The sequence below is a fragment of the Pseudomonas sp. EpS/L25 genome (assembly GCF_001512295.1).
GTDB lineage: Bacteria > Pseudomonadota > Gammaproteobacteria > Pseudomonadales > Pseudomonadaceae > Chryseomonas.
Genome location: NZ_LNUP01000014.1, coordinates 308607 through 324433, shown reverse-complemented (window position 1 = coordinate 324433; position 15827 = coordinate 308607). Strand labels below are relative to the sequence as shown.

General features: G+C 68.4%; 12 protein-coding genes. 7 read left to right on the top strand and 5 right to left on the bottom strand.

The window, feature by feature from the left end; translation table 11 throughout:
• Nucleotides 1-33 precede the first annotated feature (33 nt).
• The gene (gene nadC, locus AR540_RS16390) at nt 34-885 is read right to left on the bottom strand and encodes a carboxylating nicotinate-nucleotide diphosphorylase (RefSeq protein ID WP_059230271.1); all 852 of its coding nucleotides are present in this window, start codon (nt 883-885) and stop codon (nt 34-36) included.
• A gap of 286 nt (nt 886-1171) precedes the next feature.
• Here nadC and AR540_RS16385 point away from each other — a divergent pair, with 286 nt between their 5' ends.
• The gene (locus tag AR540_RS16385) at nt 1172-3361 is read left to right on the top strand and encodes a DUF1631 domain-containing protein (RefSeq protein ID WP_059230331.1); all 2190 of its coding nucleotides are present in this window, start codon (nt 1172-1174) and stop codon (nt 3359-3361) included.
• 62 nt (nt 3362-3423) lie between these two features.
• Here the strand turns inward: AR540_RS16385 and AR540_RS16380 are convergent, their stop codons facing one another.
• Nucleotides 3424-4716 (bottom strand): NAD(P)/FAD-dependent oxidoreductase, encoded by a 1293-nt coding sequence (locus AR540_RS16380; RefSeq protein WP_059230270.1) that lies wholly within the window; start codon nt 4714-4716, stop codon nt 3424-3426.
• A gap of 258 nt (nt 4717-4974) precedes the next feature.
• Entirely contained in the window at nt 4975-5454 is a 480-nt protein-coding gene (locus tag AR540_RS16375; RefSeq protein ID WP_059230269.1) for an MOSC domain-containing protein, read from the bottom strand.
• An 82-nt stretch (nt 5455-5536) separates the two neighbouring features.
• On the opposite strand from AR540_RS16375, the gene AR540_RS16370 reads away from it, so the two are divergent.
• A complete protein-coding gene (locus tag AR540_RS16370; protein WP_177339246.1) occupies nt 5537-6013 on the top strand; it encodes an FAD/FMN-containing dehydrogenase in 477 nt (158 codons plus the stop codon).
• The gene (gene ampD, locus AR540_RS16365) at nt 6013-6573 is read left to right on the top strand and encodes a 1,6-anhydro-N-acetylmuramyl-L-alanine amidase AmpD (protein WP_059230267.1); all 561 of its coding nucleotides are present in this window, start codon (nt 6013-6015) and stop codon (nt 6571-6573) included. Before AR540_RS16370 ends, ampD begins: the two co-directional genes overlap by 1 nt.
• On the opposite strand, the gene AR540_RS16360 is transcribed toward ampD, so the two are convergent.
• Complete coding sequence (locus AR540_RS16360) at nt 6570-7367, bottom strand: TatD family hydrolase (protein WP_059230266.1); 798 nt, start codon at nt 7365-7367, stop codon at nt 6570-6572. The genes ampD and AR540_RS16360 overlap by 4 nt on opposite strands.
• Nucleotides 7364-8356 (bottom strand): catabolite repressor/activator, encoded by a 993-nt coding sequence (gene cra / locus AR540_RS16355; RefSeq protein ID WP_059230265.1) that lies wholly within the window; start codon nt 8354-8356, stop codon nt 7364-7366. The genes AR540_RS16360 and cra overlap by 4 nt, the downstream gene beginning before the upstream one ends.
• A gap of 279 nt (nt 8357-8635) precedes the next feature.
• On the opposite strand from cra, the gene ptsP reads away from it, so the two are divergent.
• From ptsP to AR540_RS16335, 4 genes are all read left to right on the top strand, one after another.
• Nucleotides 8636-11518 carry a phosphoenolpyruvate--protein phosphotransferase gene (gene ptsP, locus AR540_RS16350; protein ID WP_059230264.1) on the top strand — a complete coding sequence of 961 codons (2883 nt, stop codon included), beginning with the start codon at nt 8636-8638 and terminating at the stop codon, nt 11516-11518.
• Entirely contained in the window at nt 11515-12483 is a 969-nt protein-coding gene (gene pfkB / locus AR540_RS16345; protein WP_059230263.1) for a 1-phosphofructokinase, read from the top strand. Before ptsP ends, pfkB begins: the two co-directional genes overlap by 4 nt.
• A complete protein-coding gene (locus tag AR540_RS16340; protein WP_059230262.1) occupies nt 12480-14237 on the top strand; it encodes a PTS fructose-like transporter subunit IIB in 1758 nt (585 codons plus the stop codon). The genes pfkB and AR540_RS16340 overlap by 4 nt, the downstream gene beginning before the upstream one ends.
• Nucleotides 14238-14310: 73 nt before the next feature.
• Complete coding sequence (locus tag AR540_RS16335; protein WP_059230261.1) at nt 14311-15666, top strand: chloride channel protein; 1356 nt, start codon at nt 14311-14313, stop codon at nt 15664-15666.
• Nucleotides 15667-15827: the final 161 nt, after the last annotated feature.

Below are 15827 nucleotides of genomic sequence, written 5' to 3'. Positions count from 1 at the left end.
GCTGCCGAGTCTAGCCGCCGCGTGGCACTTTGCCTACTGGGCGAGGATGCGCATCGACAGGTCGATGGCCTTGACGTCCTTGGTCAGGGTGCCGATGGAAATGTAGTCGACCCCGGTCTGGGCGATGCCCAGCAGGGTGGCCTCGTTTACCCCGCCGGAGGCCTCCAGCTTGGCCCGGCCGGCGGTGAGGGCGACGGCGGTGCGCATGTCCGCGAGGCTCAGCTCGTCGAGCATGACGATGTCGGCGCCCGCGGCCAGGGCCTGTTCCAGTTCGCCGAGATCTTCCACCTCCACCTCCACCGGGCGACCGGGCGCCAGTTGGCGGGCGGTCGTCACTGCCTGGGCGATGCCGCCGCAGGCCGCGATGTGGTTTTCCTTGATCAGGAAGGCGTCGAACAGGCCGATTCGATGGTTGTGGCAACCGCCGCAGGTGACCGCGTATTTCTGGGCGCGGCGCAGGCCGGGCAGGGTCTTGCGGGTATCCAGCAGCTTCACGGCGGTGTCCTGCACCAGATCCGCATAGTGCCGACAGCGAGTGGCGGTGCCGGAAAGCAACTGCAGGAAATTGAGGGCGCTGCGTTCGCCGGTGAGCAGGGCGCGAGCCGGGCCCTGGAGTTCGAACAGGACCTGGTCGGGCGCGACCCGGTCGCCGTCGCGCACCTGCCAGCTGACCGCGACGCGGGGGTCCAGTACGCGGAAGACTTCGTCGACCCAGGCCGTTCCCGCCACGACTGCCGCCTCGCGGGTGATGATCCGCGCGCGCGCGCTCTGCCGCTCGGGGATCAGGCCCGCCGTGAGATCGCCGCTGCCGATGTCTTCGCGCAGGGCGGCGGCGACGTTTTCGGTGACGACCTGGGCGAGGTCGGGCAGGATAGCGCTGGACATGAGGGTACTCCGATGAGGGGCCACAGGGGGCGGACGGGCAACTTTAGGGGACGTTGACGATCTGAGATAGACAACGTTGAATTGTTCGGAGGGCAGGCGTTGTCTGACAGGTGCCTTGTGAACCCTGTCATGTACTGTGCAGATGCCGATTGGTCGATGCCTTAGCTGAGCAAATAATGGCACATCGACAACGTTTCACCTCGCGGCCAGGGCGGCCAACGTTGTTCAATGCTCCTGTAGTGGAACGCGATTCAGCCGAACGCAAGAACGGTTGTGGGAGGCGGTGGTGCAGAACGACGTAAATGTGGTTCATTTCAAGGCGCTCGGGGAGTCCTCTTCCCGATTGCCCGCAGTGCTTTTGCCGGTCAGAGATCGCGCCGCTCAGCGACTCAACGCTTCCTTGCAGCAGCTCTTCGACAATGCCGACGATGCCCTGTTCGAGATGGCCGATCGTGCCGGCAGCAACCAGGAACAGAGCCTCTACTTCGAGGCGATGCGTGACCTGCGTCTGAGACGCAAGAGCATAGAGCGCAGTTTTCTCCAGCAGTACTTCGAGCGCTTCGCCGCCCTCAACAACCTGGTCAGCGGCAAGCCGGAGGTGCGCCTCGATAGCGTGTCCTACGAAGACCTGAGCCTGGTGCAGAACGATGCCCTCGAGGAGAGCGTCGCGGTGGACACCATGGTGGCCAAGGCGCTGAGCAACAACGCCATGGCCATCAGCCACCTGACCATCAGGTTCAATACCCAGCTGTCGAGCAAGCTCGATGACGGGACCCATCCCCTGGGCCCAAGGCGCCTGTGCGAGGCCTTCGTCGAGGCCTGCCGGGACCTCGATACCGACATCAAGGTCAAGCTGATCATCTACAAGCTGTTCGAGCGCTTCGTGCTCAACGGACTCGGCCAGCTGTACGCGGAATCCAATCGGCAACTGGTGGAGGCAGGCGTATTGCCCCAGCTCAAGGCCATTCCCCAGCAGGTGCCGGGGCGCAGCGCCAAGGGCTACAGCGGTCGTACCCCGGCCCACGTCAACAGCGAAGACGATGGCCAGGAACTCTTCGGTACCTTGCAGAGCCTGCTGGCCCAACTACGCGTACCCGCCTCCGCGCCCGTAGCGGGGGCCTCCAGCGGCAGCGGCGAGTCCTTGGCGGCCGGGGCCGACCAGGCGATCACCAGCTACGATCTCATGCGGCTGCTGTCCCATCTGCAGCAGCAGATTCCCAGCCAGTCCCTGGATGGTTATGACCTGCGGGCGCAGCTGGACACCGCCCTGGGTCGCATCAGCGAACGCTCCGGCCGAAAGCGGGTGGTGGGGCAGGTCGACGAAGACGTCATCAACCTGGTGGGAATGCTCTTCGAATTCATTCTCGACGACCTCACCCTGCCGGATTCGCTCAAGGCGCTGATCGCACGGCTGCAGATTCCCATGCTCAAGGTCGCGGTGCTCGACAAGACGTTCTTCAGTCGCGGCAGCCATCCGGCACGGCGCCTGCTGAACGAGATCGCCGCAGCCTCCCTCGGCTGGGGCGAGCAGAGCGACCTGCAGCGCGACGGGCTGTACCAGAAGATCGAGCAGATCGTGCAGCGGCTGCTCACTGATTTCGTCGACGATCCGGAGATCTTCGCCGAGCTGCTGGCCGACTTCATGGCCTACGTCAGCGACGAGCAGCGTCGTAGCGAACTGCTCGAACAGCGCACCCGCGATGCCGAAGAGGGGCGGGCCCGGGCCGAGATCGCCCGGCTGCAGGTGGAGCATGTGCTTAGCCTGCGTCTGCAGGAGCACCCGCTGCCGGCGGCCGTGCAGCGGGTACTGCGCGAAGCCTGGAGCCAGGTATTGCTGTTGACCTGCCTGAAGCAGGGCTACGAGTCTAGCGAGTGGCGCGCGGCGCTCCAGACCATGGACGATCTGATCTGGAGTATCCAGCCGCACCACGACGTGGCCTCGCGCCAGCGACTGCTGGAAATGGTGCCTGGCTTGCTCAAGGCCCTACGGGAAGGCCTGGCGAGTGCGGCCTTCGATCCCTTCTCCACCTCGGAGTTCTTCACCGAACTGGAATCGCTGCACGTGCAGACCTTCCAGCAGGCCCGTGCCGAGGTCGTGGAGGGCACCAGCGTCGCGGCACCGGGTATGCCTTCGGCCAGCGTGGTGGTCGATGCACCCTTCGAGTTGCCAACGGCCGCCGAGCGCATCGCGGGCTTGACGGACGAGTCCCTCGACTGGGTGGATAGCCTGTCGGTCGGTGCCTGGCTCGAGATCCAGGATGAGGACCAGAAGCTGCGCTGCAAGCTGGCCGCGGTCATTCGTCCGATGGGCCGGCTGGTGTTCGTGAATCGTACCGGCATGAAGGTGCTGGATCGCACGCGCGACGAGCTGGCCCTGGATTATCAGGAAGGCCGGGTACGGCTGCTCGACGATGCGCTGCTGTTCGACCGGGCCATGACCTCGGTGATCGGCAACCTGCGTGGCCAGTCGTCCTGAGGCGGTGCCGGAATGAAAAAGCCGTCCCTCGGGGCGGCTTTTTCATTCCTGAACACTAAGCGCTAGTGCAGCTTCAGGCGTGGCTCGGTCTTGCGCCTCAGGTGATCGCCCGCGAACAGCGCCAGGGCACGCAGCGGGCCGTAAAGCGCGACCTGGTGCATGCGGTAGAGGGACACATAGAAGGTCCGGGCCAGCCAGCCTTCCAGGGTCAGGCTGCCCAGGGCACCGCCCATGAGGTTGCCGACCGCGCTGAAGCGCGACAGCGAGATCAACGACCCGTAATCCTTGTAGACGTATTCAGGCAGCGGCTTGCCTTCCAGGCGCGCCTTGAAGGTCTTGACCAGCAGGAAAGCCTGCTGGTGCGCGGACTGGGCGCGGGGCGGCACGGTACGGGTGTCGCCGGGTGTCAGGGGGCAGGCGGCGCAGTCGCCCAGGGCGAAGACGTTCGGGTCGCGGGTGGTCTGCAGCGTCGAATCGACCACCAGTTGGTTGATGCGGTTGGTCTCGAGGCCGGCCAGGTCCTTGAGGAAGGCCGGGGCGCGGATACCGGCCGCCCAGACCTTGAGGCTGGCGGGGACGAATTCGCTGGCGGTCTGCAAGCCGTCGGCACGGACTTCCTTGACCGCCGAGCCGGTGAGGACCCGCACGCCGAGCTTTTCCAGGGTGCGTTGCGCCTGGCCGGCGATGCGCTCGGGCAGGGCCGGGAGGATGCGGGGGCCGGCCTCGACCACGGTGATGCGCAGGTCTTCCGGGCGGATGCGGTCCAGGCCATAGGCCTGCAGCTCTTCGGCGGCGTTGCGCAGCTCGGCGGCCAGCTCCACACCCGTGGCCCCGGCGCCGACGATGGCCACCTCGATGAATTCACCCGGCTGTTCGCTGACATGGGCGCGCAGGTAGTGGGTCAGCAGCTTGCGGTGGAAGCGCTCGGCCTGGGCGCGGGTGTCGAGGAAGATGCAATGATCCGCAGCGCCCGGCGTGCCGAAGTCGTTGGTGGTGCTGCCGATGGCCAGCACCAGGGAGTCGTAGCCGATCTCCCGCTCGGGCACCAGGATGGCGCCATCGTCTTCGATGGCCGCCAGCTGGACCTTGCGGCGCTCGCGATCCAGGCCGGTCATGCGGCCCAATTGGAAGTCGAAGTGATTCCACTTGGCCTGGGCCACGTAGCTCAGCTCGTCGTCGGTGGAGTTGAGCGAGCCGGCGGCGACCTCGTGCAGCAGGGGCTTCCAGATGTGGGTGGCATTGGCGTCGATCAGCACGATCTGCGCCTGGCGGCGCTTGCCGAGGCTACGGCCCAGGCGGGTCGCCAGTTCCAGGCCGCCGGCGCCGCCGCCGACGATAACGATGCGATGGGTCATGGACAGTACTCGTAGAGAAGGAAAGCCTGGGTCGGTCCGGGCGCGTCGCCGCAAGCGGGCGCAGTCCCGGATCGACCGGAATTTGGAGGCGTCGAGGCGCTGGGCGCGGATCGAGGCTGCTGCCGCTGACGTTGGGCGAAAAGCAGCGATTTTCAAGAGAAAGGGCGGGCATCTGCCGAGGGAGACCCTGCACGACGACGGAAGGTAGCGCTAGTTTAACCGGGCGGGCGCGGTCATTCGACCCTCGGCCGACCGGGGTCAATCCAGTACCTCGACGATATCTTCCAGGCGGATGATGCCGCTCTCCAGCACCCGCGCGGTAAGACCGCCGTGGCCGCGCATGGCCTGGAAGGTGCCGGGCCCCAGGCGTTCTTCCAGGCGGGCGCAGGGTTGGCACCAGCCGGTGGTTTCCAGCACGGCCTGGCCGATGCGGAAGCGACGATTCTTCAGGCTGAAGAGATTGATGCCGGCAATGGCCAGGTTGCGCCTGAGATCGGCCGGTGCGATCGGCCGGCCGGTCAGTGCGGCGACCACCGGCAGATGCTCCCACTGAATGAGGGTGACCTGGCGCTGGTTGCGAGGGGTGGGGCGGGCATGATCGCCGGTCAGGCCGGCATCCCGGCGAGCTTCCACGGCATCGATCTCGACCATCGGCGCACGGCCGGCGGGTCTGACACCGATCCAGCGGACCGCGCCCCGCTGGGGAACCTGGGCGAGCAATTCGTTCAGTGGAATCATGCAGTCCTCGATACCATGGTGGTGCCTGTCGAATCGGTAGGGCAGGATAGCGACCTCGTTGGATCACTCAAGAGAGGATGCCATGCGCGCAAGAGCCCTGGCGTTGTTGTTGTCGTGTCTGTTGCTGCCCTTGACCGCCCTGGCGCTGGAGCCGGGCGAGCGGGTCGCGCCCTTCACGCTGCTCGACCAGCGCGACCAGCCCTATACCTTCGACGATCGCCTGCAGGTGCTGCTCGTCGCCCGCAGCATGACCGGCTCGGGACTGGTCAAGGAAGCGATGCGCGACCAGCCGGCGGCGTTCATCGACGGCACCCGGGTGGCCTACATCGCCGACATCAGCAGCATGCCGGCGGCCATCACCCGGATGTTCGCCGTACCGGCGATGCGCAAGTACGCTTATCGGGTGCTGCTGGACCGGGAGTCGCGCATCGTGCCGCGCTTTCCCGGTGCGGCGGACAAGGTGCTCTGGGTGATGCTCGATCATGGCCGCTTCGTCGGCCAGCGCGAATTCAGCGACGCCACCGCCCTGCGTGACGCGCTCAAGGCCAAGGCGCGCTGATGGCAGGGGCGTTCGTCGAGGGGTGGTACCGCGAGGCGCAACGCTGCCCGTCGCCCAACCATAACGAGCGGCCCGCGGGGACGGTGGTGTCCCTGCTGGTGATTCACAATATCAGCCTGCCGCCCGGGCAATTCGGTACGGGGTGCGTCCAGGCCTTCTTCCAGAACTGCCTCGATCACAGCGCCCACCCGTTCTTCCAGGAGATCGTCGACCTGCGGGTGGCGGCCCACTTCCTCATCGAGCGCCAGGGTGCCGTGACCCAGTTCGTCTCCTGCGACCAGCGGGCCTGGCACGCCGGGGTCTCCCGTTTCGACGGTCGCGAGAACTGCAACGACTTCTCCGTCGGCATCGAACTCGAAGGCACCGACGATCTGGCCTATACCGACGCCCAGTACCTTGCCCTGGGCCGGCTGACGCGGGCCCTGCAGCGGGCCTATCCCGCGATCACCGCCGAGCGCATCCAGGGCCACAGCGACATAGCGCCGGGACGCAAGACCGATCCCGGTCCGGCCTTCGATTGGGCGAGGTTGCACCGTGGATTGGGCGTCGACGGATCCTAGGCGAAATGGCTGTCGTCCCAACCGAACACCGCGCAGGCATTGCGCGTGGTGGTCGCCGCCAGGGTTTCGGCCGGGACGTCCCACAGCGGCGCCAGGGCGGCGCAGATGGCCGGTAGATGGGTGGGGCTGTTGCGCCGGTCTGGATGCATGACCGGCGGCATGTCGGGCGCGTCGGTCTCCAGCACGATGCTATCCAACGGCAACTGCGGCAGTACCCGCTGCAGTCTTTTCGCCTGCGGCCAGGTGGGCGCACCGCCCAGACCGAGCTTGAAGCCGAGGCGCAGGTATTCGCGGGCTTCCTCGTAGCTACCGGAAAAGGCATGGGCGATGCCGGCCCGAGGTGGCTTGAGGCGCTTCAGGATCTTGACCACGTCGGCATGGGCGCGGCGTACATGCAGCAGCACCGGTAGCTCCAGCTCCATGGCCAGATGCACCTGCTGCTCGAAGAACCAGGCCTGGCGCGCCTTGTCCGGGGCCTCGATGAAATAGTCCAGGCCGATTTCGCCGATGGCACAAAGCCGTCGATCGTCTCGAAGGTCCAGGCAGAAGGCCCGCAGCGCCTCGATATCGGCTTCCTGGTGACGCGACAGGTACAGCGGATGCAGACCTGGTGCGGCGTACAGGCCCGGGTTTTCCGTGGTCACTCGCCAGAGTTGCGGCCACTGCTCGCGCTCCACGCCGATCAACACCTGGCGCACCACGCCCAGGCGCGCGCACTCGGCCAGCAGGGCGGGCCGCTCGGCGTCGAAGCCCGGATAGTCCAGGTGGTTATGGGTGTCGATCAGCGGGCTCATGGCAGGCGGCGCTTGAGCACCCGCGGGATGGCCCGGACGCCGGGCAGGTACTCGTCGTTTTCCAGGGCGCCCAGCATCAGTTCCAGGGCGCGCTCGGTGATGACCTCGTGCTGCTGGGAAATGGCGTTGACCTTGAACGGCAGGTAGTCCAGCAACTGGGTGTCACCGAAGGTGGCCAGGCGCAGGCTGGCGCCGGCCGCGAGCGGGTGGTCCCGCAACACGTCCAGCACGCCCTGCAGCAGGACGTAGGAGGTGGTCAGCAGGGCCTCGGGCCAATGGCCGAGTTCCTCGATCATCGCCTGGGCCTGGGTGCGGCCGCCCTCACGGCCGTAGTGAGGCGCATGGCGTTCCCAATGCCGTGCCGGGTGATCGGCGATGGCTGCGGCGAAGCCTGCGGCGCGCTCACGGCTGATGACCAGGTCGGGACGTGCGCCGATCAGGGCGATGCTGTGGGTGTCGGGGGTGAGCAGGGTGGCCGCCAGCTGCCGGCCGGCGGCGTGATCGTCGCTCACCACCGAGCAGAACTGCGCCGGATCGAGCTGACGGTCGATGGCGATGATCGGGATGTTGTGTTCCTGCAGTTGCCGGTAGGGCGCGTCGTCCTCGGCCAGGCTGCTGGCGGTGAACAGGCCGTCGCAGCGCCGGGCGCGAAACAGCGCGATGAGCTGGCGTTCGCTGTCCGGATCGTCGTCCGTGCAGGCGATCAGCAACTGGTAGCCGCGCGCCCGGGCGCGTCCCTCCAGTTGCTTGGCAAGGCGGGCGTAGCTGGGGTTTTCCAGATCGGGCAGCAGAAAGCCTAGGGTGTGGGTGGCCCCGCGGCGTAGACCGGCAGCACGCTGGTCGGGCTGGTAGCCATGGGCTTCGACCACGGCCATGACCCGCGCCACGGTCGCCGCGCTGATACGTCTTTGGGCCGCCTTGCCGTTGATGACATAGCTCGCCGTGGTGAGGGATACGCCGGCCAATTGGGCGATGTCGCTGAGTTTCACGCCTGTTCCTCATCGGACCTGCCCTTGCCGCGCTGTACGGCGCGAGCGAGGCGGTCTTTATTGTGTGTTGTGCTTCAAGGATCGGTGATTATCGAGTAACGTTCCAGTCCCATCGGGTGAAACGTTTCAGCTTTCTGTTGTCCGAGGGCTGACACTTATCTGCCCAGGCCCTGCGCCGCCGCTTCCGGCGCCTTTGCAGGGCCGAGCGAGCCGGCAAGCATCTATTACAAGAAAGGCACGGCGCCAGGATCGGGCGCGCGGCGCCGGAGGTATCCTTCCATGTTCGAACTCAATGCCCAGCATATCCGCATGGCCCAGCAGGCGCCGGACAAGGCGACCGCCCTGGCCATGCTCGCCGAGTCCCTGGTGACCGACGGTCTGGTCGCCCCGGGTTATCTCGACGGCCTCAAGGCCCGCGAAGCCCAGGGCTCCACCTACCTCGGCCAGGGTATCGCCATTCCGCACGGGACGCCCCAGACCCGCGACCAGGTGTTCGTCACCGGCGTGCGGATGATGCAGTTTCCCCAAGGCGTGGACTGGGGCGACGGGCAACTGACCTACCTGGCCATCGCCATCGCCGCCAAGTCCGACGAACACCTGCGCATCCTGCAGCTGCTGACCCGCGCCCTGGGCGAGAGCGAGCTGCAACAGGCCCTGCGCGAGGCCCGCGAGCCCCAGCAGATCCTCGACCTGCTGCAGGGTGCGCCCCAGGCCCTGGCCCTGGACGAAGAGCTGGTGCAGCTGGCCATCGACGCCGAGGACCTGGAAGACCTGGCCTGGCAGGGTGCGCGCATGCTCAAGCACATGGAGTGCGTGGGTGCCGGCTTCGCCGGTGCCTTGCAGGCCAGCCAGCCGCTGCCGCTGGGCGACGGCCTCTGGTGGCTGAACAGCGAGACTTCGGTGAAGCGTCCCGGACTGGCTTTCGTCACCCCGCTGCAGACCCTGCAGCATCAAGAACAACCGGTGCGTGGCCTGTTCTGCCTGGCCAGCCTGGGGGAGGGCCACCGCGCCCTGCTCGAACGCCTGTGCGATCTGCTCGTCGCCGGGCGTGGCCAAGAGCTGGCCCAGGCCACCTCGCGGCGCGCCGTCCTCGAGGCCCTGGGCGGGGAAGTCGCCCCGGACTGGCCCAGCGCCCAGGTGGTGCTGGCCAATGCCCACGGGCTGCACGCCCGTCCGGCCAAGGAGCTGGCGCGGCTGGCCAAGGCCTATGACGGCGAGATCCGCGTGCGCGTCGACAACGGCGCCCCGGTCTCGGCCAAGAGTCTGTCGCGACTGCTGGCGCTCGGTGCCCGCCGCGGCCAGACCCTGGAATTCCTGGTCGAGCCCGGCACCCCGGCCGCAGCCGCGCTGAACGATCTGGTCGGCGCCGTACAGGGCGGCCTCGGCGAAGAAGTCGAGCCGGTCACCGCCAGCACGCCGGCCCCGGCCGGTGCCGCCCGAGTCACCGCCATCAGCCTGGTGGACCCTGCCGAACAACTACCGCTGGCACCGGGCGACCATGCCCAGGCCGTGGCCGCCGCCCCTGGCCTGGCCGTGGGCCCGGCCCATGTGGTGGCACCCCAGCACTTCGACTACCCCGCCACCGGCGAAGGCGCCGCCGTCGAACGCCAGCGCCTGGACGCCGCCCTGGCCACCGTGCGCGCCGACATCGAGGCGCTCATCGCCCGCAGTGAAGCCAGTGCCCTGCGCGAGATATTCCTGACCCACCTGGAGATGCTGGAAGACCCGGATCTGCAGCAGGGCATCGCCGCCCGGCTCAAGGGCAACGCCAGCGCCGCTGCGGCCTGGGACGCCCAGATCGAGGAGGCGGCCAGTCAGCAGGAGGCCCTGCACGACAGGCTGCTGGCCGAGCGAGCGGCCGACCTGCGCGATATCGGTCGCCGGGTACTGGCTCAGCTCTGCGGCGTCGAAGCAGTGCGTGAACCGGCAGAACCCTATGTGCTGGTGATGGACGAGGTGGGACCCGGTGACGTGGCGCGGCTGGATCGCGAGCGCGTCTGCGGCATCCTCACCGCCCGTGGTGGCGCCAGCTCCCACAGCGCCATCGTCGCCCGCGCCCTGGGCATTCCGGCCATCGTCGGTGCCGGTCGCCGGGTGCTGGACCTGGCGCCGCGCAGCGTGCTGCTGCTGGATGGCGACAAGGGCACCCTGGAAGTCGCCCCGAACCCCGAGCGCATCGAGGCCGTGCAGCGCGAGCGCGCGGTCCAGGCCGAGCGCCGTCGTGCCGCCGAGGCACGGCGCTTCGACAGCGCCACCACCCGTGACGGCCACCAGGTCGAGATCGCCGTGAACCTGGGCGACACCGCCCAGGCCGGCGCCGCGGTGGAGCAGGGCGCCGAAGCCGTCGGCCTGCTGCGTACCGAACTGGTGTTCATGAGTCATGACCAGGCACCCGACGAGGCCACCCAGGAGCAGGAGTACCGCCGTGCCCTCGACGGCCTGGCCGGCAAGCCGCTGGTGGTGCGCACCCTGGACGTCGGTGGCGACAAGCCGCTGCCCTACCTGCCGCTGCCGCCGGAAGAGAATCCCTTCCTCGGCATCCGCGGCATCCGCCTGACCCTGCGCCGCCCGGAACTGCTGGAAACCCAGCTGCGTGCCCTGCTCAAGGCCGCCGATGGCCGCCCGCTGCGGATCATGTTCCCCATGATCGGCCGGGTCGAGGAGTGGCGTCAGGCGCGTGACATCCTCGACCGCCTGCGCCAGGAGATACCCACCACCGATCTGCAGGTCGGCATCATGATCGAGGTGCCCTCGGCTGCCTTGCTGGCACCGGTGCTGGCCCCGGAGGTGGACTTCTTCAGCGTCGGTACCAACGACCTGACGCAATACACCCTGGCCATCGACCGCGGCCACCCGCTGCTGTCCGGCGAGGCCGACGGCCTGCACCCCAGCGTGCTGCGCCTGATCGACATGACGGTGCGCGCCGCCCATGCCCACGGCAAGTGGGTGGGCGTCTGTGGCGAACTGGCGGCCGATCCCCTGGCGGTGCCGTTGCTGGTGGGCCTGGGGGTGGACGAGCTGTCGGTCTCGGCACGTAGCGTCCCCCTGGTCAAGGCACGGGTGCGCGAGCTGGAGCTGCGCCTGGTGCAGTCCTGCGCTGCCCGGGCGCTGGAGCTGGCCACCGCCGCCGAAGTGCGGCAGAGCGTGGAGGCCCTGCGATGAGCCGCATCCTCACCCTGACCCTCAACCCGGCGCTGGACCTCACCGTCCAGTTGCCCGAGCTCAAGCCCGGCGCGGTGAATCGCAGCGAGGCGGTGATCGTGCATGCTGCCGGCAAGGGCGTCAACGTCGCCCAGGTGCTGGCCGATCTCGGCCATGAACTGACGGTGAGTGGCTTCCTTGGCGCTGATAACGCTGCCGCCTTCGAAGCCCTGTTCGCCCGCCGCGGCTTCACCGACGCCTTCGTCCGGGTAGCCGGCGAGACCCGCAGCAACCTCAAACTGGCCGAGGCCGACGGTCGCATCACCGACATCAACGGACCCGGCCCGGAGGTGTCCACCGCTGCCCAGCAGGAGTTGCTGGCGACCCTCGACCGCCTCGCCGCGGGGCATGACGCCGTGGTGGTGGCGGGCAGCCTGCCGCGCGGGGTGACCCCCGAGTGGCTGGCCGCCCTGATCGGTCGCCTCAAGTCGCTGGGCTTGCCGGTGGCGCTGGACACCAGCGGTGCCGCCTTGCGCGCCGCCCTGGCCGCCGGCCCCTGGCTGATCAAGCCCAATACCGAGGAGCTGGCCGAAGCCTGCGGTGCTCCCGCCGAGTCCGCCACCGAGCAGGCGCTGCTGGTCGAGCAACTGCGCGCCCTGGGCATCGAGCACCTGGTGATCTCCCAGGGCGCCGACGGTGTGCGCTGGTACGGTCAGCAGACCCTGGAGGCCCAGCCACCCAAGGTCACCGTGGCCAGCACCGTCGGCGCCGGGGATTCGCTGCTGGCCGGCATGCTGCACGGCCTGCTCACCGGCCAGACACCGGAACGGACCCTGACCAAGGCCACCGCCATCGCCGCCCTGGCGGTCACCCAGATCGGTTTCGGCATCAAGGATCCCGCGCAGCTCGCTGCCTTCGAAGACCAGGTGCGCGTGCGCCGCCTGCCCGACTTTCCGCTAGAACAAGAATCAGGGGTAACCCCATGAACATCGCCATCGTCACGACCTGCCCGACCGGCATGGTCACCAGCGTGCTCAGCGCCCGCCTGCTGGATGCCGCTGCCCAGCGCCGCGGCTGGACCACCAGCGTCGAAATCCACGACGGCCCCGAGGCCACCCTGCTCAGCGACGACCAGGTGGCGCGCGCCGAACTGGTGGTCGTGGTCCACACCGGTCCCGTCGACCTGGGTCGCTTCGTCGGCAAGCGCGTCTACCGCGCCACCCCGGCGGAAGCCCTGCGTGACGTCGATGCCTTCCTGCAGCGCGCCGCCAGCGAAGCCAAGGTCCTCGAGCAGGCCCCGACCACGGGCACCGCCGCTGCCCCGACGCCCGCCAGCGCCAGCGAGACGCCACGCCTGGTGGCCATCACCGCCTGTCCGACCGGCGTCGCCCACACCTTCATGGCCGCCGAGGCGCTGCAGAACGCGGCCAAGAAACTCGGCTATCGCCTGCACCTGGAGACCCAGGGCTCGGTAGGGGCGCGCAATCCGCTGCCGGCCGAGGCCATCCGCGAGGCCGACGTGGTACTGCTGGCCACCGACATCGAGGTCAACGTCGAGCGTTTCGCCGGCAAGCGTGTCTACCGCTGCGGCACCGGCGTCGCCCTCAAGCAACCCGAGGCGACCATCAAGAAGGCCCTGGCCGAAGGGGAGACCCTGGCCGGCAGCGCCGCGTCGACGGCCGGTGAAGCTGCCAAGCCCGCCAAGAAGGAAGGCGCGGGCGTCTACAAGCACCTGCTCACCGGGGTCTCCTACATGCTGCCGATGGTGGTGGCGGGCGGTCTGCTGATCGCCCTGTCCTTCGTCTTCGGCATCGAGGCCTTCAAGGAGCAGGGCACGCTGGCAGCTGCGCTGATGCAGATCGGCGGTGAATCGGCGTTCAAGCTGATGGTCCCGGTGCTGGCCGGCTACATCGCCTATTCCATCGCCGACCGCCCGGGCCTGGCGCCCGGCATGATCGGCGGCTGGCTGGCGGCGAGCCTGGGCAGCGGCTTCATCGGCGGCATCATCGCCGGCTTCCTGGCCGGCTACGTGGCCAAGGCCATCGCCCAGCACGTGAAGCTGCCGGCCAGCGTCGAGGCGCTCAAGCCGATCCTGATCATCCCGCTGTTCGCCAGCCTCATCGTCGGCCTGGTGATGATCTACCTGGTCGGTACCCCGGTGGCCGGCGCCCTGAGTCGGCTCACCGACTTCCTCAACAACCTGGGCACCAGCAACGCTGTGCTGCTCGGCCTGATCCTCGGCGCCATGATGTGCATCGACTTCGGCGGGCCGATCAACAAGGCCGCCTACGCCTTCACCGTCGGCCTGCTGGCCTCCAAGACCTACGGGCCGATGGCCGCCACCATGGCAGCCGGCATGGTGCCCCCCATCGGCATGGGCATCGCCACCCTGCTGGCGCGCCACAAGTTCGCCCAGAGCGAGCGCGAGGCTGGCAAGGCGGCCTCGGTGCTGGGCCTGTGCTTCATCTCCGAGGGAGCGATTCCCTTCGCCGCCAAGGACCCGCTGCGGGTGATCCCGGCCAGCGTCATCGGCGGCGCCCTGACCGGCGCCCTGGTGATGCTGTTCAACTGCAAGCTGATGGCGCCCCACGGTGGCCTCTTCGTGCTGCTGATCCCCAATGCCATCAGCCACGCCTGGCTGTACCTGGGCGCCATCGCCGCCGGCAGTGTGGTGACCGGGGTGATCTACGCCGTGCTCAAGCGCAACGAGGCGGCGACGGAACTGGTCCCCGCGGCCTGATGCCAGCCCTGGCAACACGGCGGTAACAAGCGGTTACACTGGGAGGCCCTGGCCTCCCGGTGCTCTCGCGTCCATGTCCGATCCCGTCTTTCCCGATACCGATCCCGAAGTCGCTGCCCGCCGCCAGCTGCACCTGCAGCGTCACCGCCGCCGTCGCCGTCTGCGCGAATGGCGCCAGCGCATCGCTTTCTGGGTCGGGGCCGTATTGGTGGGGTTGGCCGGTCTGGCCTTCGCCTGGCTGGCCGATGCCGCCTTCGGTCTCTTCCAGAACGTGTTGCAGCACAGCGCCGTCTGGCCCTGGCTGGTGACGCCTCTGGGATTCGCCTTGCTGGTCTGGCTGACGCAAGGCGTGCTGCGCGACGCCCGTGGCAGCGGCATTCCCCAGGTCATCGCCACCCTCGAACGGCCCGACGCGGACCTGCGCGCCCGCCTGCTGGCGCCGCCCATCGCCCTGGCCAAGTTGCTACTCACCGCCGGTGCGCTGCTGGTGGGCGGCTCGGTGGGTCGCGAGGGGCCCACCGTGCATGTCGGCGCCGCGCTGCTCTATGGCTTCGGCAAGCGCCTCGGCCTGCACGGTCGCCGGACCCTGTCCGGACTCATCCTCGCCGGCGGCGCCGCGGGTATCGCCGCGGCCTTCAACACGCCCCTGGGCGGGGTGGTCTTCGCCATCGAGGAGCTGACCCACACCTTCGAGCAGCGCTTCAGCGGCCTGGTGCTGACCGCCGTATTGCTCGGCGGCATCGTCACCCTGGGCATCGTCGGTCCCTATAGCTACCTCGGCGCCCTGGACCTGCACCTGGCCTGGGGCCTCGGCTGGATCGGCGTGGCCGTCATCGGCATCATCGGCGGTCTGCTGGGCGGTTGCTACGGCCGCCTGGTGCTGCCCACCGACAAGGGCTGGCTGGGACGCCTGAACGCCGTCCGCCGCCGTCGCCCAGTGGCCTTCGCCGCCGGTTGTGGCCTGGTGCTGGCCGCGCTGGGACTACTCTCCGGCCAACATGTGTTCGGCACCGGCTATGCCGAGACCCACGCCATCCTGGCCGGCGAGCCCGTGACCAGCGGCGACTTCCTGCTGTGGAAATTCCTCGCCAACGTCGTCTCCTACCTGGCCGGCGTACCGGGCGGCCTGTTCTCGCCCTCGCTGGCGGTAGGCGCGGCCCTGGGCCCCTGGTTGGTCGACTGGCTGCCCGGCATCGGTCTGGCCCAGTGCGCCTTGCTGGGCCTGGCCGCCTACCTGGCCGGGGTCACCCGCACGCCGCTGACCGCCACCGTCATCACCCTGGAACTGGCCCACAGCCCGGACATGGCGCTGCCGGTACTGGCCGCCTGCCTGCTGGCTGCCGCCGTTTCCGGCTGGCTGATGCCGGTACCGCTCTACCATGCCCTGACCCGGCAGGTGCTGGACGCCGTGACGCCCCGGCGTCCCTGAGCCTGGTCGTCCCGTTTCGGTGGCGGGCGGCTGGTGTGGATTCAACCGGTGAACGCAACACACTAAATCCTGCGTAAGCAGGAGGGTGTTGCAGATGAAACAAAGACCTCGGATCTACTACACCGAAAGCCAGAAAGCGTTGATGTGGGATCGCTGGAAGG

Bases quoted from the DNA above. Each gene is read 5' to 3' on its own strand.
- nadC (WP_059230271.1), bottom strand. From the start codon at position 885: ATGTCCAGCGCTATCCTGCCCGACCTCGCCCAGGTCGTCACCGAAAAC.
- AR540_RS16375 (WP_059230269.1), bottom strand. From the start codon at position 5,454: ATGATTCCACTGAACGAATTGCTCGCCCAGGTTCCCCAGCGGGGCGCG.
- AR540_RS16360 (WP_059230266.1), bottom strand. From the start codon at position 7,367: ATGAGCCCGCTGATCGACACCCATAACCACCTGGACTATCCGGGCTTC.
- AR540_RS16380 (WP_059230270.1), bottom strand. From the start codon at position 4,716: ATGACCCATCGCATCGTTATCGTCGGCGGCGGCGCCGGCGGCCTGGAA.
- AR540_RS16340 (WP_059230262.1), top strand. From the start codon at position 12,480: ATGAACATCGCCATCGTCACGACCTGCCCGACCGGCATGGTCACCAGC.
- ptsP (WP_059230264.1), top strand. From the start codon at position 8,636: ATGTTCGAACTCAATGCCCAGCATATCCGCATGGCCCAGCAGGCGCCG.
- pfkB (WP_059230263.1), top strand. From the start codon at position 11,515: ATGAGCCGCATCCTCACCCTGACCCTCAACCCGGCGCTGGACCTCACC.
- AR540_RS16335 (WP_059230261.1), top strand. From the start codon at position 14,311: ATGTCCGATCCCGTCTTTCCCGATACCGATCCCGAAGTCGCTGCCCGC.
- ampD (WP_059230267.1), top strand. From the start codon at position 6,013: ATGGCAGGGGCGTTCGTCGAGGGGTGGTACCGCGAGGCGCAACGCTGC.
- AR540_RS16370 (WP_177339246.1), top strand. From the start codon at position 5,537: ATGCGCGCAAGAGCCCTGGCGTTGTTGTTGTCGTGTCTGTTGCTGCCC.